General features: G+C 59.3%; 24 protein-coding genes. All 24 read right to left on the bottom strand.

Annotated features, from left to right (window positions below):
* Positions 1-11 precede the first annotated feature (11 nt).
* On the bottom strand, positions 12-785 hold the full coding sequence (locus AC1DXO_RS25855; RefSeq protein WP_476981100.1) for a sigma-70 family RNA polymerase sigma factor: 774 nt from the start codon (positions 783-785) through the stop codon (positions 12-14).
* Entirely contained in the window at positions 769-1,512 is a 744-nt protein-coding gene (gene fliP, locus AC1DXO_RS25850) for a flagellar type III secretion system pore protein FliP (protein ID WP_476981099.1), read from the bottom strand. The genes AC1DXO_RS25855 and fliP overlap by 17 nt, the downstream gene beginning before the upstream one ends.
* Complete coding sequence (locus AC1DXO_RS25845) at positions 1,509-1,979, bottom strand: hypothetical protein (RefSeq protein ID WP_476981098.1); 471 nt, start codon at positions 1,977-1,979, stop codon at positions 1,509-1,511. The genes fliP and AC1DXO_RS25845 overlap by 4 nt, the downstream gene beginning before the upstream one ends.
* Positions 1,976-2,314 carry a FliM/FliN family flagellar motor switch protein gene (locus AC1DXO_RS25840; RefSeq protein ID WP_476981097.1) on the bottom strand — a complete coding sequence of 113 codons (339 nt, stop codon included), beginning with the start codon at positions 2,312-2,314 and terminating at the stop codon, positions 1,976-1,978. The genes AC1DXO_RS25845 and AC1DXO_RS25840 overlap by 4 nt, the downstream gene beginning before the upstream one ends.
* A 15-nt stretch (positions 2,315-2,329) precedes the next feature.
* Positions 2,330-3,121, bottom strand: a complete 792-nt coding sequence (locus AC1DXO_RS25835) for a FliM/FliN family flagellar motor switch protein (RefSeq protein ID WP_476981096.1) — start codon at positions 3,119-3,121, stop codon at positions 2,330-2,332.
* Positions 3,118-4,305 carry a flagellar hook protein FlgE gene (locus AC1DXO_RS25830; RefSeq protein WP_476981095.1) on the bottom strand — a complete coding sequence of 396 codons (1,188 nt, stop codon included), beginning with the start codon at positions 4,303-4,305 and terminating at the stop codon, positions 3,118-3,120. Before AC1DXO_RS25830 ends, AC1DXO_RS25835 begins: the two co-directional genes overlap by 4 nt.
* A gap of 12 nt (positions 4,306-4,317) precedes the next feature.
* Positions 4,318-4,716, bottom strand: a complete 399-nt coding sequence (locus tag AC1DXO_RS25825; RefSeq protein ID WP_476981094.1) for a flagellar hook capping FlgD N-terminal domain-containing protein — start codon at positions 4,714-4,716, stop codon at positions 4,318-4,320.
* A complete protein-coding gene (locus AC1DXO_RS25820; RefSeq protein WP_476981093.1) occupies positions 4,701-5,582 on the bottom strand; it encodes a hypothetical protein in 882 nt (293 codons plus the stop codon). Before AC1DXO_RS25820 ends, AC1DXO_RS25825 begins: the two co-directional genes overlap by 16 nt.
* Positions 5,579-6,028, bottom strand: coding sequence for a hypothetical protein (locus AC1DXO_RS25815; RefSeq protein ID WP_476981092.1), 450 nt, complete (start codon positions 6,026-6,028; stop codon positions 5,579-5,581). The genes AC1DXO_RS25820 and AC1DXO_RS25815 overlap by 4 nt, the downstream gene beginning before the upstream one ends.
* 1 nt (position 6,029) lies before the next feature.
* Positions 6,030-7,358, bottom strand: coding sequence for a FliI/YscN family ATPase (locus tag AC1DXO_RS25810; RefSeq protein WP_476981091.1), 1,329 nt, complete (start codon positions 7,356-7,358; stop codon positions 6,030-6,032).
* A complete protein-coding gene (locus tag AC1DXO_RS25805) occupies positions 7,351-8,061 on the bottom strand; it encodes a FliH/SctL family protein (RefSeq protein ID WP_476981090.1) in 711 nt (236 codons plus the stop codon). The genes AC1DXO_RS25810 and AC1DXO_RS25805 overlap by 8 nt, the downstream gene beginning before the upstream one ends.
* Complete coding sequence (locus tag AC1DXO_RS25800) at positions 8,058-8,483, bottom strand: hypothetical protein (protein ID WP_476981089.1); 426 nt, start codon at positions 8,481-8,483, stop codon at positions 8,058-8,060. The genes AC1DXO_RS25805 and AC1DXO_RS25800 overlap by 4 nt, the downstream gene beginning before the upstream one ends.
* Positions 8,464-9,780: a flagellar basal-body MS-ring/collar protein FliF gene (gene fliF / locus AC1DXO_RS25795; protein WP_476981088.1), complete on the bottom strand. Its 1,317-nt coding sequence runs from the start codon at positions 9,778-9,780 to the stop codon at positions 8,464-8,466. Before fliF ends, AC1DXO_RS25800 begins: the two co-directional genes overlap by 20 nt.
* 4 nt (positions 9,781-9,784) lie before the next feature.
* Positions 9,785-10,105: a flagellar hook-basal body complex protein FliE gene (gene fliE, locus AC1DXO_RS25790; protein ID WP_476981087.1), complete on the bottom strand. Its 321-nt coding sequence runs from the start codon at positions 10,103-10,105 to the stop codon at positions 9,785-9,787.
* Positions 10,102-10,524, bottom strand: a complete 423-nt coding sequence (gene flgC, locus AC1DXO_RS25785; RefSeq protein WP_476981086.1) for a flagellar basal body rod protein FlgC — start codon at positions 10,522-10,524, stop codon at positions 10,102-10,104. Before flgC ends, fliE begins: the two co-directional genes overlap by 4 nt.
* 2 nt (positions 10,525-10,526) lie before the next feature.
* Complete coding sequence (locus tag AC1DXO_RS25780; RefSeq protein ID WP_476981085.1) at positions 10,527-10,865, bottom strand: flagellar basal body rod protein FlgB; 339 nt, start codon at positions 10,863-10,865, stop codon at positions 10,527-10,529.
* 12 nt (positions 10,866-10,877) lie between these two features.
* Complete coding sequence (gene flgI, locus AC1DXO_RS25775) at positions 10,878-11,987, bottom strand: flagellar basal body P-ring protein FlgI (protein WP_476981084.1); 1,110 nt, start codon at positions 11,985-11,987, stop codon at positions 10,878-10,880.
* Positions 11,984-12,574 carry a flagellar basal body L-ring protein FlgH gene (locus AC1DXO_RS25770; RefSeq protein ID WP_476981083.1) on the bottom strand — a complete coding sequence of 197 codons (591 nt, stop codon included), beginning with the start codon at positions 12,572-12,574 and terminating at the stop codon, positions 11,984-11,986. The genes flgI and AC1DXO_RS25770 overlap by 4 nt, the downstream gene beginning before the upstream one ends.
* Positions 12,571-12,921 (bottom strand): hypothetical protein, encoded by a 351-nt coding sequence (locus AC1DXO_RS25765; RefSeq protein WP_476981082.1) that lies wholly within the window; start codon positions 12,919-12,921, stop codon positions 12,571-12,573. The genes AC1DXO_RS25770 and AC1DXO_RS25765 overlap by 4 nt, the downstream gene beginning before the upstream one ends.
* 108 nt (positions 12,922-13,029) lie before the next feature.
* A complete protein-coding gene (locus tag AC1DXO_RS25760) occupies positions 13,030-13,806 on the bottom strand; it encodes a flagellar hook-basal body protein (protein WP_476981081.1) in 777 nt (258 codons plus the stop codon).
* Between the two features lie 4 nt (positions 13,807-13,810).
* Positions 13,811-14,575, bottom strand: a complete 765-nt coding sequence (locus AC1DXO_RS25755; protein ID WP_476981080.1) for a flagellar hook-basal body protein — start codon at positions 14,573-14,575, stop codon at positions 13,811-13,813.
* Positions 14,576-15,030: 455 nt separating this feature from the next.
* On the bottom strand, positions 15,031-15,252 hold the full coding sequence (locus AC1DXO_RS25750) for a helix-turn-helix domain-containing protein (RefSeq protein WP_476981079.1): 222 nt from the start codon (positions 15,250-15,252) through the stop codon (positions 15,031-15,033).
* A gap of 159 nt (positions 15,253-15,411) precedes the next feature.
* Positions 15,412-15,828, bottom strand: coding sequence for a hypothetical protein (locus AC1DXO_RS25745; RefSeq protein ID WP_476981078.1), 417 nt, complete (start codon positions 15,826-15,828; stop codon positions 15,412-15,414).
* On the bottom strand, positions 15,825-20,333 hold a 4,509-nt coding region (locus AC1DXO_RS25740; protein ID WP_476981077.1), incomplete at its 5' end, for a hypothetical protein. The genes AC1DXO_RS25745 and AC1DXO_RS25740, both read right to left, overlap by 4 nt.

Genomic DNA, 20,333 nt, shown 5'->3' with positions numbered 1-20,333 from the left:
ATCATCATTTCCTATTTCTGCAGCCTGAAAGCGGTGTCCGGCGAAATCCTGTGCCTTAAGGACTTCAGAGCCGATTTGTGTATTTGCGAAATTCTTCCCTTGCTGAGGCCCAGGACGCTGGCTATCTGCTCAAAGCTCAAACCGTCCAGATAGTGGTACCTTATGATCTTTTCTTCCTGGTCGGACAGGTTGGGAATCTCGGCTCTTAATGATCGGATCAGGTCTTTCCAGACCAGGCTATCATAAGGTGAAGTCCTGTGGTCCGCTTCGTTTTGGGTGATGTATAGGCCGATGCCCTCGATCATCAGGCCGATCGCCAGCCCCGTCGCCATTTCCACGAGCGCCAGCATGGCTTCAGCGGCGTCCAGTGTTTCCGGAGCTTCAACCGACAGGGACTTCAGCCGCTCCCGTCGAGCCCGTCGTTTGAACGCCAATTGCTCACGCATCTCGCTCATACGGTCCAGTCCGTCGAGGATACATCCTGAAATACGCGACCGGGCGTAAGGGCGGAAGGGCACCCCCCGTGCAGGATCATATCGGTCCAGGGCATCCAGCAGTCCCGTACAGCCAAGCTGGCAAAGGTCTGAAAATTCGATATCGCCTCTCTTGCGGTCGAGATAATGTTTGGCAGCCACTTGCCGCGCAAAGACGTAATGCAGGTCGAACAGCTTTTGCCGTGCCTCGTCTGACCCGCCGGCCTTGAACTCACGCCACAGCGCAGCCTCGTCTTCCGAACCGGCGGCCGTGACAGGTGTGCTTGACGTAATGTTACCTGAAGCTTCCAACGACGCCCTCGAGTACAAGACTCCACCCGTCAATCAAGACGAACATCAGGACCTTAAGAGGCAGGGACAGGGTCGAAGGCGGCACCATCATCATACCGAGGGCCAGCAACACACTGGAGACGACCAAATCGATCAGCACGAAGGGCAGCAGGATGACAAATCCGATTTTGAAAGATACACGTAATTCGTTCAGCATGAATGCCGAAGCCAGTTGCATGGTGCCGACGTCCGCCGCCTTCGTCGGCAAGGGTTGCCTGGAAATATCGTAAATCGTCTTGATATCCTGATCGTGAACCTGCCTGAGCATGAATGCACGCAACGGCTCCGAACCGTGGGTCATGGCCTGCTGTACGGAAGCATCGCCGTTAAGGAACGGTTGCAAGGCATTGTTGTTGATCGTGCCGAAGACTGGCGACATGATCAGCATCGTCAGAAACAGCGCGAGGCTGATTAATACCTGATTGGGCGGGGTCTCCGGCATACCAAAAGCGTGCCGCAGCATCGACAAAACCACGATGATACGCAGAAAGGGCGTCATGCAAATGACCAGCGCGGGGATAAGCGCCAACAAGCCCAACACCAGAGCCAGGCGGACCGCCTCAGCCGTTTTTGCACTGGCGGCAATCGACGTCGCTCCAGCCAGTTCCTGGGCGTGCGCTGCGACCGGCCCCGCGATCCACAATGTCAGGCCGGCCAGAACAGCCAGCGCAAGCATCTTCAGTTTCACGACGCGCTCCCCGTCTTGGTGGGGGCGTCGCGATTGACGACAAACGCGCCGTGCGGGCTTGTGACAATCATCACGCCCACGCCATCGCATTCCACCAGCGAGACCTCAACCTGATAGCTCAGTCGAACCGTTTCGATGAGTTGCAAACGCGTCGGCGCTGCTTCGCCCTTCGGCCCCTTCAGACCCAATGCGGCCATGAGCCGGCCCACTGTTTGTTCATCGACAAGGCGCATATTCGCTCGCGGCGCACGTCCGGCCCGGTTACGCAGACGGTACCTCAGGGCCAGCGCACCGACGGCCCCAAGCAGGCAGCAGAAAAACAGGGCCCCGACAACGCGCCACAACGGAATCTCGGGACTGCTGCCGCCCAGCCCCAGGTTCTGGGCGCAAGCGGGCAGCGCGGCTAAACCGGCCAGAATAGCTGGACCGGCTCGCCCCGCGAGTCGCGATATTGGGAAACGCGTCATGATAGCTGCGCAATCTCCACGATCCTGACGGCAAAACTGCCATCGACCGCCACAATTTCACCGCGGGCAACGAGAGCCTCATTGAGCCAGAGCTCAACGAGGTCGTTGAGTTTCATGTCAAGTCTGACAACAGAGCCTGACTTCAAAGCCAGGACTTCCTGCACCGACAGCTCAGCCTTGCCCAGTGCGGCATTCAGCACGACGTGGACATCTTTGAAGATCGGCGAATCGGCCGATATAATCGGACGTCCTTCCGTTCGGACGCCCGATGTCGCAGCCTTCTTGTCACCAGGCGCAACGTCCTTTGGGTGGATGTTTTCCGATCGCGTGTTCATAAATTTTCCAGTAACTCAGGCGTTGAATACCAACGCAATACCATCGTCAACGTTCGTCAACATGGCCTTCGCGAAGATTTGATGGGAGCCGGCCGCCGCGATATCGACGGGCTGGTCCATGGTTCGGTCGAGCACAAGCACATCACCGACCACGAGATCACTCAATTCGGTCAGGGTCAGCGTCGCCTTGCCGACCAGCGCTTCGATTGTAATATTGGCAGAACCAAGCGCCGCCCCCAGCGGGCGCAACGGCTCGGGGCGCCGCGCAGCGGGTCCCAGATACGCCTTGATCTTTGGCAAGACGAGATCGACAGGCACGGCAGCCGTCAGAATATCCCGTCCTGACCGCGCGGCCAGGGATACGATCACGCCGCCGCCATCGGCCAACGGATCCCATATACTTTCGGGCCGGGAGCTGGCACTTTCGGGCCTGGACCTCGGCAGGTCGAAAGCCTGTTCCAGTTCCCAGGCCAGGCTCGTCAGGATTTGCTGTTCCAGCGCCGCACGCAGATATTTATCGCCCTCGGTCAGGATCATCGTTTCCGTATCGATGTCCATGGCGGCGTCGACCATATCAGCCAGGGCGTTGCGCCCCGCCTGCAGGGCGACGACCTGGCCGTAGACGCGCCAGCCTGCGTCATCTTCGTGGCGCGGTGCCCCGGAAACGGGTTTCAGACCCTTGACACAGGCATGGGCGCCCACGAACCACCGCTCGGACCATTGCACGACGGCGCGTTCTATCGTCTCGCCCACAATATCGTGGGTCAGAGCATTGTACGGCAGCCACTCGCGAACCTGACCTATCACCCGTGGCCCCGCATACCGAACAGCGCCTGGATCATGTCGTTACTTGCGCTGATGACCTGCGACGAGGCGTCGAAGCCGCGCTGGATCAGGATCAGGCTGCCAAATTCAGCGGTCAGGTCGACGTTGGACGCTTCCACCTGACCGGTTTGCAGTTTGCCGATGCCATCCTTCTCACTCGTTTTGTAGGCCATCCTGCCCGTACCATCATACTTGAACAAACTGCCCCCGATGCGCACAAGCGACTGTTGGTCCTGGAAATCGGCAATGGCGACGGAACCAAGGATCGACGTCTCCTTGTTGGAATAGGTCAGGACAACCTGCCCCTGGTCATTAACGCTGACATCGGTCAACGTCCCTTCGGCGCGGCCGTCGATGCTCTGGGACTTCAAGTCGGGAACTGCGCCTGAGGCAATGGTTGTTGCTAATGAAAAATCCAGTGTCACCGGGGTCCCATTGAGCGGAACCGTGATTTGGTTGTCCGCGGGGTCACTGTCACCATTGGCCAGAGTGAAAGATATAAAATTGTCAGGCGATGCGGGACTGATAACGGTCCCGCCCTCAGATACGACTGCTTTCCACTTGAATTGGGTCGTGTCGGTTTCCTGTGTAAACGCCACCGTCCAGGTGTGAGCCTTGCCGTTCGCGTCATAGATCGTCATGGCCGGCGTGGTGTAGTTTACCCCGGCATTAAGGTGGCCGTTTAATTTGATCGTCGTTGTGGCGGCAGGTGGGTTCGATCGGCGATCGTTGATGTTAACCGTTTGCAACTGACCTTGCGCATCCAGAAGGCTGAGGCGATCGCCCCCCTGGTTGCTGATAAAGCCGTCGGAATCGACCGAAAACTGTCCGGTCCGGGTATAGAAGACGTCGCCATTCTTGTTCTGAACCACCAGGAATCCGTTACCCAGAAGGGACAGGTCGAGCTTGTTTCCGGTTTGTTGAAAACTTCCGGACTTGAAATCGACCCGTTCCTGGTTATAGCGAACACCATTTCCCGTAGAACCGCCGAGTTGGCCCGAGCCATAGGCAAGACCGCTGGCGTGCCCGCCGAACAGGTCACTGAACGAGATGGTCGAAGACTTGTAACCCAGGGTGTCCAGGTTCGCGACATTATTGCTGATGGTCTTAAGGCCTTTGGAATAGGCCTCCATACCGCTCAGGCCGACAAAAATTGCTCCAAGCATAGATACCCCCGATTATTGAGCCAGAATTTGCGTAATGGACGACAGGGAAACCCTGTCCGGCGTTTCATGCCCTGTGACCTGGACATCCAGAAATGGCTGACCATCCGAAAACTTGATGGCCGTCACCTTGCCAACAAAATCCTCTGTCGAGCCGTTGGTCGAAAAAGCCACTGTTTTTCCGAGGATGCTGGTCGCCTGAAGCGAGGCCTGGGCCGACAACAAGGTCGTAATCGACGTGTTCAGAGTCTGGGCCTGCTGCAGTTGCGAGAACTGCGCCAGTTGCGAGACGAACTGAAAATTATCCATTGGTTTCAGCGGATCCTGATAGGTCAGCTGCTGCAGGATAATCTGCAACAGGGACTTGAAGTCCAGTCCTGTTGCGCTTTGGGTTGGGGCTATTGCTCCGGCCATGACAGGCTCCGACTAAAGAATTTATGAGAATACAGCGTTGTCGCGCCGTTCAGGACGAAACTGCCCAGCTTTAAGCCGGCGTCATTGGCGAGGCCTTCCGCGACCCCGCGAATTTTCGCTCTTGTCTTGTCCGTAACATCGGAAGCTGCGGCAATGACATGGACGACGCCGTCAGTTTCGGAAACGGCGACGTTGATATCATCGGACGAGGACGCAGATTGTCTATCTATCGTGAACTTTTTCAAGGATTCCCGCGCAGCGGCACGCTCTTCCGGTTGCGGCCCCTCGCTGGTTGACAGGCTGGCGGTACCTGACAGCGGTTCGCCGCCCGTCAGCGCCGGGTCGAGCGACACAGGGACAACGGCCGCCGGGCGCATGGAGCCCATTTGACTCAATGGGACGCCCGCAGCCGCGCCCGGAATCGATACGCCGGCGATTGCCAGGGCTGACGGTCCGCTTGACCTGGACGTCGCTGGAACGGTCGCCATTACCAAATTGCCCTCGACGGGCACTTGCGGCGTCATCATGACCGGCCACTGCCCTGCGACAGACGGCGCTACGACGAAAGATGGGGCGGTGACAGGTGGTGTAGTCACAGGTGGTGCGGTCACCGGCAAGTCGAGTGTGTCGCGATTTGACAGCCCATCTGCCGGCATGCGACCAAAGACCGTGCCTCCTCCGACACCGAGTATACCCAGGGCGTCGAAGCTGAACGTCTGCTTCTCCTTAGCCGCCGGTGAAATCGACGCGTCGGCTTGCGGAGATGGCAAAGACAGCAAATGCTCGAACACCGCGCCGTCGCCGGACGGCTGCGCCGTCGTCGGGAACGGGTTGACGGCAGGAAAGGGCATGGCTTCTACTTTCATGCGGGCCTCCGTTGGATACCGACACGGATGGCGTGCTGGTCGAGCGCCGCCTCTTCACGCTTGCGTTGCGCGACACGCCGCGCGGAATGGCGCAGGTCCTCGATCGCGTCGCACCGCGCACTGGCCGCGGCCTGCGCCTTGAACAGGTCCTGCCGTGCCGCCTTCGCCTCATCAATCTCATCGTCCAGCCGCTCAATAGCATCTTTAGTGCGCAGGATTTCGACCGACCAGAAAGACGCTGCCGTCAGTTGAAACGATTGACCGGAAACGGCGTTGAGCCAGCCGTCCTGAGCCGTCGTCAAGGTTTCCACTTCAGCATCGCGCTGACCGTCGAGTCCACGCAAACGAACATTGGCGCGCTCAACCTGCTCCTCGATCACCATACGCTGGACCGAACAGATTGCCTTGATCTCGCCGAGGGTATTGATCTGGCTACGCGATTGCATCTTATCCACGTGCCTCCATCAGGGAGGCCAGGGACTGGGTCGTCTCTGAAAAAGCCGTCCGTTCGGTCTGCTTTTGCTTGAGATATTGCATAAGCGCCGGACGGCGCTCAATCGCGCGGTCAATCTCAGGATTGGAGCCGGCAATATAGACGCCGCTTTCGATAAGGGTTCGTGACGCCTCGAATGTACTCAGCAAGGCAACGCCGTTTTGTGCGTCCGCCCGGTGCCGCTCGCCCATCAATTCCCTCGACAGGCGGCTGATGCTGCGCGGCACATCGATGGCAGGAAAATGGCCGCGTTCGGCCAGGGGGCGCGAGAGAATAATGTGACCGTCCAGGAGCGACTTCAGCATCTCGGAAATCGGGTCATCGATATCGTCGGTTTCGCTGAGCACGGTCATGATGCTGGTGATGGCGCCGCCGGACTTAAGGGCGCCGCAACGCTCGACAAGTTTGGGAATGGCGGCAAAGACGCTCGGCGTATAGGCGCGCAAGGTTGGCGGTTCACCGGCCGCCAGGCCGGTTTCACGCATCGCCATGGCCAGACGCGTTACCGAGTCCAGGAAAAACAAGACGTGCTGGCCCTGCTGGCACCAGTGTTCAGCCACGGCCAACGCGTAATCGCCGGCGCGAACCCGCATCGCCGCCGCCTGGTCCGACGTGGCGGCGACCAGGGTCGTCCGCGCGCGCGCCTCGGGTGACAATCCCGACCATAGCGCCTCGACCTCCCGGCCGCGTTCACCAACCAGGCATATGACGCATCGGTCCGACTTAGCCTGGCTGGCCAACTGCGTCATAAGACTTGTCTTACCTACGCCGCTTGCCGCGAAGACACCGACGCGCTGGCCCTCGCCCAGGGTCAAAAAGGCATCGATTGCGCGAATCCCGGTTTCGAAGACGCGTTTTGAAGCCCTCCGGGCGAGCGGCGCCGTAATGACCTTGGTCTGTGGCGCGAAATCCGGGCTGCGGATGGCGCCCTTGCCATCGATGGGTCGTCCCAGGGCGTCCACGGCCCGCCCGAGAAGGGCGTCACCGACAGGAGCACGGTCGACATCCTGGCAGGCTTCGACAAGGGCGCCAGAAAAGGTGCGGGCGCCATCGTCAAAGGGGACAAGAACGATCGAGTTGGCGTTGACGCTGACAACTTCCGCCAGGATCGGCTCCGGCGCAACCTTGCCGGAACTGCCCATCGCCTCGACCCGGCACAGAGCGCCCAGCGGCACGTTTGGCCCGTCCGCTTCGATGTAGGTCGGCAGGATTTTCTGCACACGCCCGACGCGTCCGACAAGATCTGCCGTCCGCAAACGTTGCAGAAATGGATGCTCAGTCATTTCGGTCCCCCCCAGGCTGCGCCATCTCCGTCAGCATAACATCCAGTCGCCCCCACTGCTGATCGACGCCAACGTCCAGCGCGCCCAACTTCAACTGGATGCGACAATCCCCGCTTTTCAACGAACTGTAGGCCTGCACCTTGGCTTTTTGTGTTCCGAGCGCCTCGCTCAGGCTCAATAAGGCGGCATCATCGGCAAAGTCCGCCGCCGATACGGCGATATAAAGGACGGATTGTGTCTCGATCGCATTCAACTGTCGCTTCACAATGGCGCTCACCAGATCAGAGCGGTCGCCCTCCTGTCCGAGAATTCCAGCCAGCGCGTGTCGCGCGACCTCAGGTGCCAGACGTTCCAGTCCGGCAAGTGATTGCGCAAATGCCTGAAGCGCCCATTCGATCCCGCTCTCCAGCTTGGCCAGCATCTTCGCGCTCTGGTCCTCAGCCTCGCGGCGGCCGGCGTCGCGTCCCTTGGACTCGCCCTCACGGAAAGCGGCGTCAGCCTGTTTTCGAAGATCTGCAATCTCGCTGGACTGCTGTTCAAGGCGCCGACGCAGGCCCTCGCGCTCCTCCCGCAGCATCAGCAGTTCAGGATCCATGGCGGGGGGCGGCGCCTCGACCGGCACCTCTCTTATCGTTTCCCAGGCCGAATGCAGCGCGCGTATGGCCGGCGCATCGGTACCATGCACTTTCAAAACCCGGCTCATGCGTGATCCCTTTTTCCAAAGAGCGAACGGAAGCGGTGGTTCAACGCGTCGTCGCGAATGTCCGGCAAAGGCCGGGCGGCCGCACCTTTTGTCATGCCCGGCGTATGCGGCATGGCTGTGGCGATTTCCCGCAAGGCCTCAACCGCGTCAGGAGTCATGCGATAGGCGGCCACACCGTCCAGGGGCCTGCCCTGAACCCGCGCCGCAAGCCAGTCGGACAGGCCCGATGTATTGACATAGCTGGTATCCGCCTCGAGTTCGAAGACGTCGTCGACGCCGCCATAGGCAGCAAGAAGCGCGCGCACCTGCGCGGCCGACTTCGGGTCGAGCATGCCCAGCACGGCAGCCATATCTTCTGACGTCGTTGTCGCCAGTTCGGCGACCAGACTACGCAGAGCCTTGTCAGAGGCGGTCAGCGGCATTGGCTTCCCCCTGTTCCAACAAAGCCTGGAAACGATTGGCGAAATCCCGGCGCTCAGCCTCGCTCAACCTGCGCACCGGTTGACGACCGCCGAACGCCCGCCGGAGGACCTGGGCCAGGGCGAACAAGAAGCCGATGGCCGCTATCCCCAGCACGCCGTACCAGAAAGCCGGCCATGGAAACTCAGCCGATTTCGAGTCTACCCTGGTACGCGCTCCGGAGGCCGCAACCGATTGGGTGCTGCGGGCATCACCGACGGCGGCGCCGGTCGAGGGCATCGCGGTTTCAGAGGCGCTGACGTAAATCTCATCGCCCAGGGCCGGGTTGGCGCCGATTGCGGCGGCCGTGGCCACGCGAATATTTTGCTGGGCTTCCCGGTCGCTGACCGCGGCGCTGACGACCCTGACCTTGAGCTGGAACTCACGCTGTTCCGGAGTCCAGCGCAAAAACGGATCCGCGGTACTTGCAGGTGCCTCGTTCGCCACGTCGCCCTCACCGGAAGCGACAGGTGCGCTGAACATGGGCGCAGCCGTTACGCCGATCGAGAAATCCTGCCCCGGATAGGTGGCCATCAAAGCCTGGCGCACCAGGTCGACGTAATAGACTTCGGCAGCGTGCTGTCCCGGTGACGTCCAATCCGACACCTCTGCCTCCGATTCGACGCTGATCACCTGGCCTTCGCCGTCGACAACGACCACATTGGCCAGGTCGAGGTCCGGCACAGCGGCCGCGACAAGTCTTTGAATGCCGATCACCGCCCCCGAAGAAAGCTGGTTTCCAGGCTTGAGCGTCAGGGCGATCGACGCCTTTGGCGGCCGCTTATCGTCGCGGAAGATCGTCGGCTCAGGCAATGACAGGTGGACGCGCGCGGTATCGATGGCGTCTATGGCCATGATGGTTCGGGCCAGTTCACCCTGCAGCGCGCGTTGATAATTGATCTTCTGGGCAAATTCGGTCAGGCCGATATCCGACTTGTTGAACAGCTCGAAACCGACCGCGCCCTTCAGGGGCAGATCCTGGCTGAGGATGCTGAGACGCGTCGCGTCCACCTTGTCGGCAGCGACCAGTATCGTCGTTCCGCCATCGGCCAGGTGATATGGCACCTTTTTCTTGTCGAGCTCGGCAACGATCGTCGCCGCGTCCATCGTCCGCAGGTTTGAAAACAGGACAGCGTCCGGCTGACGCAGGAAAACGAAATATGCCGAACCCAGCACGAAAATCAGGATAACAAGGGTCCCTAGCACCAGAGCAATCTGGCGCGACGCAGGCATCGTGCGAATTTTGTCAAAAAAGTCCATGATGTCAGAGCTGCATCCGCATGATTTCCTGATAGCCTTCGACCAGCCGGTTACGTACCTGCAGCATCATCTGCAACGACAGTTGCGACTGCTGCAGCGCGTACATGACGCGGTGCGGCGCGATGGAGTCGTCCAGGACGAAAGCCTTGACCAGGCTGTCCGCCTCGACCGCCTGCTGGCTGACAGCGTCGATGCCGTCCTGGAACAACTGGGCGAAGGACACGTTTCCCGACTGCGTCGGCGCCATGGCCGCCTGCAGCGACAGGACGTCGGGGGCATTGGCGGCACTGATGGCGCCGATCGCTTCTATGGGGTTCACACTCATGACTGACGACCCATTTCCAGCGCCTTGACATACATCTGGCGGGCGGTGTTCATGGCGACAAGATTGGCCTCATAAGCCCGGGCCGTCTTCACCATCAACACCATCTCGGCGCCATGATCGATGTCGGGATAGGAGACATAGCCTTCCGCGTCGGCCAGCGGATTGCCGGGTTCATGGACCTTGCGCGGCGGCGTGTCGACAGCCTCGACCCCGTAGACGGCAACGCCGTTCAGCGCAGTCTGATCGCCATTCAGGTGACCTTCAAAGGTTGTTCGCGGACCTGACATTAGGCGCATGGCGCGATAGGGCTCACCACCTGCCGTCTGCAGGGTATTCAGGTTCGCCATATTTTCGGCGATCACTTCCAGACGCCGCCATTCGACGTCAAGTCCGGTCATGCTGATTTCCATAGCCTTCATGATCAGTTCCCCACGGCCGAACGAAGTTGCTGCATTTGCAACGACAGAATTTCGATAAGAGCGGCATAACGCGCACTGGTCATGGAGGCTGTCGCCATCTGCAGGTCCAGCCGGACGCCCGCGCCTTCCGCCAGGTTAGGATCGCTCTCGATTCTCGGCTGTACCGCTTCGACGGCGTCAGCGCCGCGACCGGCAGCCTGGATCAGGGCGTCCTCGAAGGACACTTTCAACGGACGATAGCCAGGCGTATTGGCGTTCGCGATATTTTGCGACGTTACATCCGCCCGGGCGGTCAGCCCATCGAGCGCTTTCAGAGCCATGATTGATGTCAAGTCCGACACGACGCCCCTCCTCTACTGAACAATAATATCGGCATGCAAGGCGCCCGCCGCCTTGATGGATTGAAGTACGGCGATCACACCACGCGTATCGACATGCGCCTGGTGCAACGCCTCAACGAGATCGGCGACCGTTGTGTTCGGGAACCGCACGACGGCGTCTTCGCCTGTGGTCGCTTCAAGTTTCTTGCTGGCCACGATCAGGCCCTGCCAGTTCCCGTACTCGCTCATGAACGGCTGTGTCGCGTCGTTGTCCTGGCTGACGGAGACCTTGATATCGCCCTGCGATATGACAACGCTCGAAATCTGGACGCCGCCACCGGCGACGACCGTGCCCGAGCGTTCGTTGACCACGACGACGGCACGGGAATCCGGGGTCACGGCGACGTTTTCGATGCGGGCGACCAGGCTGTTGACATCGCCGCCGACGCTGCCGGCATCGATGCTGACGGTCGCGGCATCCGTCACGCGCGCCGCCGACCGGCCCAGCGCAACATTGACGCCGTCCTTGATCCGCTCGGCTGTCGTCATATCCGCATCCTTCAGGATGAAGGTCAGTTGCCCGTTGGTGTCCAACAGACCGGCGGACACCGGCGTTTCAATGGTTGCACCGGCGGGGAGAAGACCGGACGTCGGGTAGTTTTTCTGCTGACGATTGAGCTGGGCGTCGAAACGATAACCGCCGACGACCAGCGCACCCTGGGCCAGCGCGTAGGTGTGCTGATCCGGCCCAACCAGCGGCGTCATCAACAGCGTCCCGCCGACCAGGCTTCGGGCATCGCCGATCGACGAGACCGTGGCATCGATCCGGTCACCCAGGTGACCCGAAGGCGGCAGGACTGCGGTCACCATGACAACGGCCACATTGCGGCTGCGCACGTCGTCGGGCGCGATATTGGCGCCCAGCCGGCTCAGCACATTCTTGACCGCCTGCTTGGTGACTTCGCTGGTTTGCGAGTCGCCCGACCCCGCCAGGCCAATCACGACACCGTAGCCGACCAGGGCGTTTTCGCGCCAACCCAGGAAGCGGCCGAGATCCTTGACGCGCACATTCTGGGCCTCGACGGGGGTAACCGCCAGGCAGAGCATCAGGATCAGGGCAGGAAAAAACGCGACAGGTTTCACGGCTTCATCCACGAGAACATGCGGTGGAATACACCCGGCTTATCTTTGTTACCGGTCAAACCTGGGCCGCCGTAAACGATCGTAGCGTCCGCCAGGGATGTCGAAAAGACCGTGTTGCTGCTGCTGATGTCGGCTCGCCGGACGCGGCCCTTCAGGTGAATCTGGGTCTTCTCGCCGTTGATATTGATCATCTGGTCGCCGGAGACATGCAGGTCGCCATTGGGCAAAACTTCGTCGACCACAACACTGATCTGGGCTGCCATATGCCCGGACCGTCCGTGCTGGCCGCTTGTCTCGACATTATAATCTCCGGAAAGTCCGGCCTGGCCGTTGTTCTTGTTCGATCCGGACAGATAACGCCCGAACAGACCGCCCTTGCCGTCATGGGCAATTTGCGTTGAATCAGAGGCTTGCGAAGCCTCCTGGATCACGACGGTGAGGCTGTCGCCAACCTTTTCCGCCAAACGATCCGACGCCATGGCAGACCAGCTGCCCGGCGTGTACAGGTTGTCAGCCATGGCCGCGGACGCCGTCAGCGACAGGACAGCGGCAACCATAGCCGCGGAGTTGAGAAAAGCGCGCCTCATTTGTCGTCCCCTGAATACAGCACACTCATGACCTGGCCGTCGGTAGCGCGAACGAACAGTTTTTGTCCGGGATTGGCCGGCTGCAACGCCTCGACCTCACGCTGGACGATGACAGGACCGACGCGGACTGACACGTAGAGCTTCTGTCCGGGCGTGATACTGGCCATCATGGATGACGGTATTTCTGCGATGATTTCACCCGCCTGGACGGCGCGCGTCATCCGAACCGCCCGCATGGCCGCATCGTATCGCGTGACCCGTTCAGGTTTGCTATCGCCGCAATCGGCCGCTGCCAGATCTGGCGCCGCCGGAACCGAACCGGCAGCCAGGGCGTGCGTCGCGCGCATGCACCGGTCCCCGACCCCGGTTCCAAAAGCTTCGGTTCCAAAAGCTTGGCCCCCCGTCGCAACATATGCCAACGGTATCAGCAACCACCCCCAACTCGACATAATCGCCTATCTCTTCAACTCATTGGCGATGGACATCAGTTGGTCCCCGGCCTGTACGATCTGCGCATTGGCCGAGTAGGAACGCTGCATCATCAGCAAGGTCACCATCTCTCGAGCGAGATCGACATTCGAAGTTTCAACAGCCCCCTGGACCAGCCTGCCGGCACCGTCGACACCCGCTTCGGTGCGCACCAGGTCAGCTTCCGACGCCGGAACATAGAGACCGCCGGTCATCGCCGTCAGGCTGGATGGATCGACATCCTGCACCAGTTCGATCTGGCCCAGGGCGAGCGGCTCGGACGTACCCTCAACCGTCGCCGTTACCCGGCCATCCAGGCTGATATTGAGCGACGACGCATCGCGCGGCACCGAAATCATGGCCTGCAACGGCATGCCATTGGCCGCCGACAGGTAACCGTCCGGATTGACGACCAGCGAGCCACCGCGCCACAGCGCCGTCTGGCCATTCGGCGCCATCAGTTCGATGAAGCCGGCGCCGTCGATGGCGATATCGAGCTGCTCGCCGGTCTGGTTCAACGTACCCTGGGTGAAATCCACCGCCGGCGCGTCCAGCTTGACGCCCTGAAACACGGGCTGCAAAATCGACGACTGCCCCCGGGTGTCCGTCGTCTGTGCCGTGTTGGCGGCCATCAGTTGCGAGAACTGCGCGTGGCTTTGCTTGAAGGCCGGTGTGTTCAGATTGGCAATGTTGTTGGCCACGATTTCGAGCGCGCGCTGCTGGGTATCCAGGCCCGTCGCACCGATATAAAAAACCCCGTTCATCCCCCTACCCCTGTCCGAATGTTGTAACTGCCCGCCCCATAAGGTCGTCATAGATATTCATCAAACGCTGTCCCGACTGCGCTTCACGAAGCGCCGCCATAATCGACATCATTTCCGCGCCCAACGAAACATTGGAAGCTTCCAGCGCGCCCTGGTTGACCGACGGATCGTCCATCGATGAGATCATGGCGTCAGGCGCCGTATAGAGTCCGTTTTCGGCATAGGCCATGGCGGTCGTGTCCGCCATGCCGATAACGGCGATTCGTCCCACGGCCTCGCCCGACTGCATGACCGTACCGTCGCCCAAAACCTTGAATTCGCCGGACTTGAGCACGAGGTCGCCGCCCCCACGCTGCTGCAGAGCACAGCCCGCCGCATTCATCAGGCGACCATTCTCGTCGCGATGGAACTGACCTTGCCGCGTATAAAGCAGTGCCCCGTCCCCGGACTTCACACTGAAGAAACCGGCTCCGGAAATCGCCAGATCCTCTGGGTTGCCGGTCGTCTGCAACTGGCCGTCCGAAAAATCGATCGCCGTCTTCGAACCGACCCGGGCGCCGGAGCCCACCTCGACATCCGTCCAACCCAAACGTGCGTCCTGGGCTGCCAGAACGGTCTCGAAACTGACCGCACGTTTGTAGCCCGGCGTCGACGCATTGGATATATTTTGCGACGAGGCCTCAACGCGTCTCTCGACGCGAGAAAGTATGATGCCTACACTGTCGGATAACGCCCCCATGGCGGCACTGAAGCCATATTTTGCGGTCATAGGCAAGACCATACTGTAACAAAACGATGAAAATTTTCATGGCTTTGCAGGAATGAAACAGTCGCAGAGGTAGCAGATTGCCGATTCGGCGAGACACTTTATGTGCTAATATGATACCGCATTTTTCGCTACCGAAGATCACCGTCGCGGCGCAGCAAGCGCAAGAGTAGAGCCGGTTTCAGGGCTTCGGTTACCGCCGCCAGTCTGGTGCGATATGGACCCTGGCCGGGCCTGGATTTTACCCCGAGTCCAGGGGCCATTCAGGGCGATATCCCACACCCGCTGCACCGATTGCGCATTGCCGCCGTCTTCCAGGAAGAAAACCAAGACGTGGAACTGAGGATCAACCAGTGGGACTGTAGGGCATCGGCGGACACGTGGGGGCCTCGCTCCTGTCCTTTATTTTCACAAGACGAAGAGCCAGCCTAAGCGCACTTATAATTATGCAATTGGTATCATGTCACCGTAACGCCGACCTTTTTCCGTCGGCCTGGTTTGGGCCCTCGCTTTTGGTTCAGGCCTGCAAGGCCATACAAACGGTACGCGGCACGCCATTCATACAGAGATTTGCGAAGAACGCCGGCTTCCTTGGCCAATGAAAGCACGGCTGCACCGGCCTCCAGGCGAAGAACCAGCTTTTCCTTCTCTTCTGTCGTTAAAACACGAACGGTATTCATCAGGGGGCTCCTTATAGAAGCCTTGTCACCGAAATTATTGTGTCTCACCTAAGGGGTGCAGTCCATTCCCATGTATCTAAATTAACCAGATCGCGGGCAACGAGTTTGGTGGCCCCTGTCTTATTTAGCCGGAAAACTGTGCCACCGCTCTCTGCGGCGTTAAGGCAATGGGTTTCCCACTGTTTGGCCCCTCTCATATTCCGCCTTTGTGAACCATGAAAGCCCACTGAACCGCCCATCTTCGTTCATGGCGTTTGCTAGGTTGTTTAATACCTTCCCAAGGGAAACTCCGTGTTTATCTGCAACGCCATGTTTATCCTTTGCAAGCAGGAGCCATGGCCCAGGGTATTGCAGCAAGAACCAAAATACGTGTCCCTCTTTTTTTGCCGTTACTTCCCATCCGTAAAAATCATGCTGAGACGGCTCTGACACCTCAAGCTCCTGATCGGCGAGAAGATTTGCTATAACCAGACACACGTTGCGACCACCAGGAATAACGATTTCGCCAGAACTGGAGAATTCAGCGTCGTCAGAAAAGGCGGCGTCGAAGGTGACGAAGGTTCTTTGTTGGGTCATTTATGATCTTTCACATAATAATATCCGGCTGCCGATCCAGAAACGACGGCCGCGCCTCCTACAGTGACCTTTAAGGGAGTCGGGCTAGCATACCATAGTCGCTGGAGCCCAGTATATTTTTCCAGCCCGAGAGCGCTGCCCCGCCAAGAGCCACCAATAGCCTTAGGGAAAGCAGCTCCATAAAAATCCGGGTCTACCTGGTAATGTAGCTCATAGAAATCGCCGCGGCTAATACCGCCCGGCTTGAGAACGTTGAGAGGGCTGTCGCTAATGAATGATGGCAACCCGGTCTGACGCGGTATGAAGTGATGGCCCATACCCTCATAGGGAGTCGCAAGGTAATCCGCCTGAGAAGGAGTGAACCCCTGACTAAGAAACTTAGTGGCGTCACCCTCTGCGGCAGGTACAAACAGATTGCCAAAGCCAGAGCCTAGGGTCGAGGGGGCGGGCTTATATTCCCAAAGTTGTTTAAGAATATTACCACCAACCCTCCCTGCGGGGCCGCGTCTCAAAAGGCTCAGAGATTCGCCGGTATCCGCGACGAACTGTTTAAGTAGTTTGGCGCCAGTCGTTCCAGACCTAATCGAACGCGCGGTAGCGGTGGCTCTAGCTGTCGCAAGCCCGCCTTCCGTAATCGAAGCGCCACGAAACTCGGGCGCAACAAACGTCGCGGCGGTCCCTAGTACTACACCAAGTCCGTTTGATATCGGCGTTGCGGTACGGTACATTTCATCCAGATAATGTTGTTGACCTAGAAGGTGGTAATATTCCTCCTTGCTATGGGCAGCCATTATCGCTTCCAAATTATCAGCACCACCGCCAGTAACGGTGTTGGCCACACTGCGAACAAAGCTCTGGACAGGAGCAAATGGGCGGTGAGGCACATTGGTAATTGTCGCAGGATGAGCGGTATTTCTATCCTCAGCATCCCATTGATCTAGGACAAAGTACTCATCCTTGAAGAAGCCGGGTGTCTTGTCACCCGCTTGCCATTTGCCATCCGTCCCGGAAGGTCCAAAAAACCGCACCTTAATACCAGGGTTGAGAGCATCGGCGCCCGTTTTAAATTCGATCATGTTAGGATTGACGTCGCTTGGAACCGGCTCCCAGCGGACATAGGTCACGCCGTCATCCAGTACACCCGCAACGCCGTCAACCGGCCGCACAATGCCAAGAACAGTGTTGTCTGACATAAACATTCTGTATAGCACGTTATTTATATTATAATCCTTAGACCAGAGGTTTTCCTGCGTAGATGTTAAAGTAAACATCGAGCTATTTCTTGCGCCGGGGACCAAGTAGTCTCCATATAACTGTTCAGTACCGACAAGAGCCTGCATCGTTCCAAAACCCGCTGATCTCTCCAACTTGTAGTTAGTAGTCCCGGTCATTTCGACGGCTTTGTCACTTCCAGCGTTGCTCAGAATTTGTGCCCGAACAACCGGATCAACGTCAGCCACAGGCAGATTAGCAGTTAAGTCCGTGTATGATCCGGTAAACAATGTATTGTTGGAGCCTGGCCCATTATAGGAATAGGTGCCCAAGCCGCCCGGTCTGATACCTTCTGATGCCAGTGTGCGCGCGAGGTCAGACGGATTCCCACCGCTGTCCGAGTCCGATTTGACTCGTCCTGCTGATTGCAGAGCCGGTTTGGGATGCATGGCCTCCTCAATCTTCCCGCCAATCTTCTCTCCGATCATGTTCCCGATCGTACTCATGATCGCGTCAGGCAGGGCCTCGCGCACGCTCTTGCCGAACTCCTGCCCGGTCAAGGCGGTGCGCAAGGCCGCGCCGGCAAGGGTCGACACAGTGGTGTTGATGACGGCGCCGCCGAACTCGCCACCGACATCATATGCCCAGCCCGAGGTTTTATACGCCACCCCGCCCGTCAGGCCGGCAACGGCTAGGCTGGTCCAGTCGAACTTCTTCTGAAGGCCGAAGGCCTTGTTGACCCGTTGTCGGATGGAATTCGCCTGGACCGCCTTCCAGGCCGCGTCCCAGAAACCTTCGGATTTCCCAGGATCACCGATAATAGCCCCGGATACACCGGCCGCTGCCAGTTCCTTCCAGTTGAACTTGCTCTGGTTGCCGACAGCGATCTGGGTCGCCTGGAAGGCAGCGTCTACCGCCGCCATCTTCACCGCCCCGGTCAGCATCGTGGCCCCGACCTTCATCAGGGCAGACATGGTTTGGGTGGCGAACTGAATATTGCGCGTCAGATAGAGCACCGCCGCCGCCACGATGATGGCGATCACCGTACCGACAATACCGCAGCCATGCTGTTTCGGCCGCGGCGGCTGGGGTTGCGTCGGGCTGGTATTGCCCAGCGCATCGGTCGGGTCGTACGCCTTGAAGGTATTGGCGTCGTTTTGCAGGTTCGTGCTTCTGCCCGGAACAGTCAGTATCTGGCCGGCACCCAGGGTCGTGCCGGCGCCCAGGCCATTGGCCTCGGCCAGCATGTACCACAGGCTGGAATCTCCCCAGATCGACATGGCGACGGATTGCAGTGTATCGCCAGCATTGGCCGTATAGCTTGAACCACTCTGGTCGACCGAGGTATTGTTATAGGCTTCGTAGGTATCGGTGTGACCGTTGGTGCCGACGATCTCGGTACCGTTAGCGCCATACCATGAGCTTTGATAGGTGCTGTCGTCCATGGCCAGTTGCTGGGCGTAGTCGATTTCGCTGGCCAGACGGTCGCTGCCGGCGTCGCCGATCACGCGGCCGTTGAGATAGAAGAAGCTGCGCCGAGCACCAATCTCGGAAGCATTGATGCCGACATATTCCTGGCGCGTGACCACCTGGCCGAAGACATCGTTCACGTAGGTCACTTTGCGCGGGGCGCCGGCGTCGTAGACCTGGGTGAGGAAGCCGTTGACGTCGTAGGAATAGGTGGTGGTGCCCGTGGTCGTGGCCACAACCGTGTTGGATAGCGTCTTGGCGCTGGTCCACCAGGCGTGGGTAAAGGTGGCGTCGATATCCTGGGTGGTCGTTGAGCCGCCGGATACCACCTGCACCTGATGGGTGGTGCTATGGGTCACCTGGCCGATATCGGTGCCGGTCCAGGAACTGCCGACCTTAAGCCTGTAATCGTTATGTATGGTGCTGGTGGTCGTGAGGCCCAGGACGTTACTGTAGTCGCTCTCGTCGGTGACGCGGTTGTCTCGATCATAGGTCATCGATCGCGTCTGCGAGACGCTGAGATCGTCCTTGTATTCGATCTGGTAGGTCATCCGGCCCAGGATATCGTTGGTCCGGACAACGCGCTGCTTGGGATTGCTGTCGGTCGGCTTCTTGATACTAACCGTCTCGAGATAGCCATCGGCGCTGTAGCTGTAATATTCGCTATGGGCGTTGGTGCCGGTGCCATAGTCCGCCTGCGTGCGGTCGCCTCGCAGGTTGTAGGACAGGGCGATGGTGTCGGCGCCGGCGATAATGGTCGTGCCCGACAAGGTTCCCTTGCTGACCAGCATGCGGTTGCTCTTGTCGTAAGTGTACCAATAGTCCGTGGTCGACGTGGCGATGCCCGGTTGGTAAAAACCGTGGGGCTTCAGTATGGCATAGGTGCTCTTGATCCGGCGCCGGTTGCTGTTGGCGTCATAGGCGTAACTGATGTCCGCCTCTGAGTCGAAGAAGCGGGCGACGCGGTTCATGGCGTCATAGGAGATGGTCGCCGTCTGGTAGAAGGCCGGCGCATTGCCGCTGTGGTAATAGGCTTCGACCGTGCGGTTGCCGTAATTGTCATAGGCATAGACCGACTTGTTGCCCAGGGCGACGTCGCTGACCGAAGCGAGCAGGCCGCTGCTTGTGTAGAGATAATCAATGTTCTGGCCGGCCGAGCTGTCCTGATGACTGAGTTGGGCGGCGAAGTTGTAGTCGTAGTCGGTCGTATGGCCACCGAAATCGAGGGCGCCCACCGCCCTGCCGAACAGGTTGGTAGTGGTCGATGCGGACTTGCCCCAGGCGGCCATGGTCCGGGTCCAGGCCCCGGAATTTTCCTGGGTCAGCGTCGACTCGCCGGTCGATGTCGCCGCCACCCAGCTGTAGTTGTAGCTTGTGGCCTGGCCGCCGAAAGTCGTGGTCTGGGTCACCCGCCCCTGCAGGTCGTAGGCGGTGGTTTCCGAGTAGGTCGGCGTCCATGTCTGGGTGGACGCGTTCCAGGTCGCATACAGGTTGTTGGTGTGACTGACGCGCTCATCAAGGATGTCGTAGGCATAGAAATCGATCAACTGGCTGCCGTCGGCGCGCATAGCGTGCTTGACCGAGGTCAGGCGGTTGTCCTTGTCGAAGACATAGTTGGTCTCGACCAGGGTGGCGTCGATCTGCTTGATCGCATTGTTGAAGACGTCGTAACGGGTTTTAACCGTGTCGTTGGTGATCGGATTGTACTGGTCGGTGACCAGGGCCTGGGTCCCGCCAAAGCCAGTGCCGGCCAGCAGACGCTGGCTGGTGATAAAACCATTACCGTCGACGCGGCCGACCAGGCGGCCCGACTGGTCATAGCG

It is taken from the genome of Asticcacaulis sp. P2_C5 (genome assembly GCF_056404555.1).
The sequence above is the reverse complement of the archived record's forward strand: the minus strand, read 5'-3'. Positions and strand labels throughout refer to the sequence as shown.

Excerpts from the sequence above, each read along its gene's own strand:
- AC1DXO_RS25845 (WP_476981098.1), bottom strand. The coding sequence starts at position 1,979 with ATGACGCGTTTCCCAATATCGCGACTCGCGGGGCGAGCCGGTCCAGCT.
- AC1DXO_RS25800 (WP_476981089.1), bottom strand. The coding sequence starts at position 8,483 with ATGCCGCTGACCGCCTCTGACAAGGCTCTGCGTAGTCTGGTCGCCGAA.
- AC1DXO_RS25745 (WP_476981078.1), bottom strand. The coding sequence starts at position 15,828 with ATGACCCAACAAAGAACCTTCGTCACCTTCGACGCCGCCTTTTCTGAC.
- flgC (WP_476981086.1), bottom strand. The coding sequence starts at position 10,524 with ATGAAGGCTATGGAAATCAGCATGACCGGACTTGACGTCGAATGGCGG.
- AC1DXO_RS25765 (WP_476981082.1), bottom strand. The coding sequence starts at position 12,921 with ATGCGCGCGACGCACGCCCTGGCTGCCGGTTCGGTTCCGGCGGCGCCA.
- AC1DXO_RS25830 (WP_476981095.1), bottom strand. The coding sequence starts at position 4,305 with ATGCTTGGAGCAATTTTTGTCGGCCTGAGCGGTATGGAGGCCTATTCC.
- AC1DXO_RS25820 (WP_476981093.1), bottom strand. The coding sequence starts at position 5,582 with ATGAAAGTAGAAGCCATGCCCTTTCCTGCCGTCAACCCGTTCCCGACG.
- AC1DXO_RS25815 (WP_476981092.1), bottom strand. The coding sequence starts at position 6,028 with ATGCAATCGCGTAGCCAGATCAATACCCTCGGCGAGATCAAGGCAATC.
- AC1DXO_RS25760 (WP_476981081.1), bottom strand. The coding sequence starts at position 13,806 with ATGAACGGGGTTTTTTATATCGGTGCGACGGGCCTGGATACCCAGCAG.
- AC1DXO_RS25750 (WP_476981079.1), bottom strand. The coding sequence starts at position 15,252 with ATGAATACCGTTCGTGTTTTAACGACAGAAGAGAAGGAAAAGCTGGTT.
- AC1DXO_RS25755 (WP_476981080.1), bottom strand. The coding sequence starts at position 14,575 with ATGACCGCAAAATATGGCTTCAGTGCCGCCATGGGGGCGTTATCCGAC.
- AC1DXO_RS25810 (WP_476981091.1), bottom strand. The coding sequence starts at position 7,358 with ATGACTGAGCATCCATTTCTGCAACGTTTGCGGACGGCAGATCTTGTC.
- fliE (WP_476981087.1), bottom strand. The coding sequence starts at position 10,105 with ATGAGTGTGAACCCCATAGAAGCGATCGGCGCCATCAGTGCCGCCAAT.
- AC1DXO_RS25840 (WP_476981097.1), bottom strand. The coding sequence starts at position 2,314 with ATGAACACGCGATCGGAAAACATCCACCCAAAGGACGTTGCGCCTGGT.
- AC1DXO_RS25805 (WP_476981090.1), bottom strand. The coding sequence starts at position 8,061 with ATGAGCCGGGTTTTGAAAGTGCATGGTACCGATGCGCCGGCCATACGC.
- AC1DXO_RS25770 (WP_476981083.1), bottom strand. The coding sequence starts at position 12,574 with ATGAGGCGCGCTTTTCTCAACTCCGCGGCTATGGTTGCCGCTGTCCTG.
- fliF (WP_476981088.1), bottom strand. The coding sequence starts at position 9,780 with ATGGACTTTTTTGACAAAATTCGCACGATGCCTGCGTCGCGCCAGATT.
- AC1DXO_RS25825 (WP_476981094.1), bottom strand. The coding sequence starts at position 4,716 with ATGGCCGGAGCAATAGCCCCAACCCAAAGCGCAACAGGACTGGACTTC.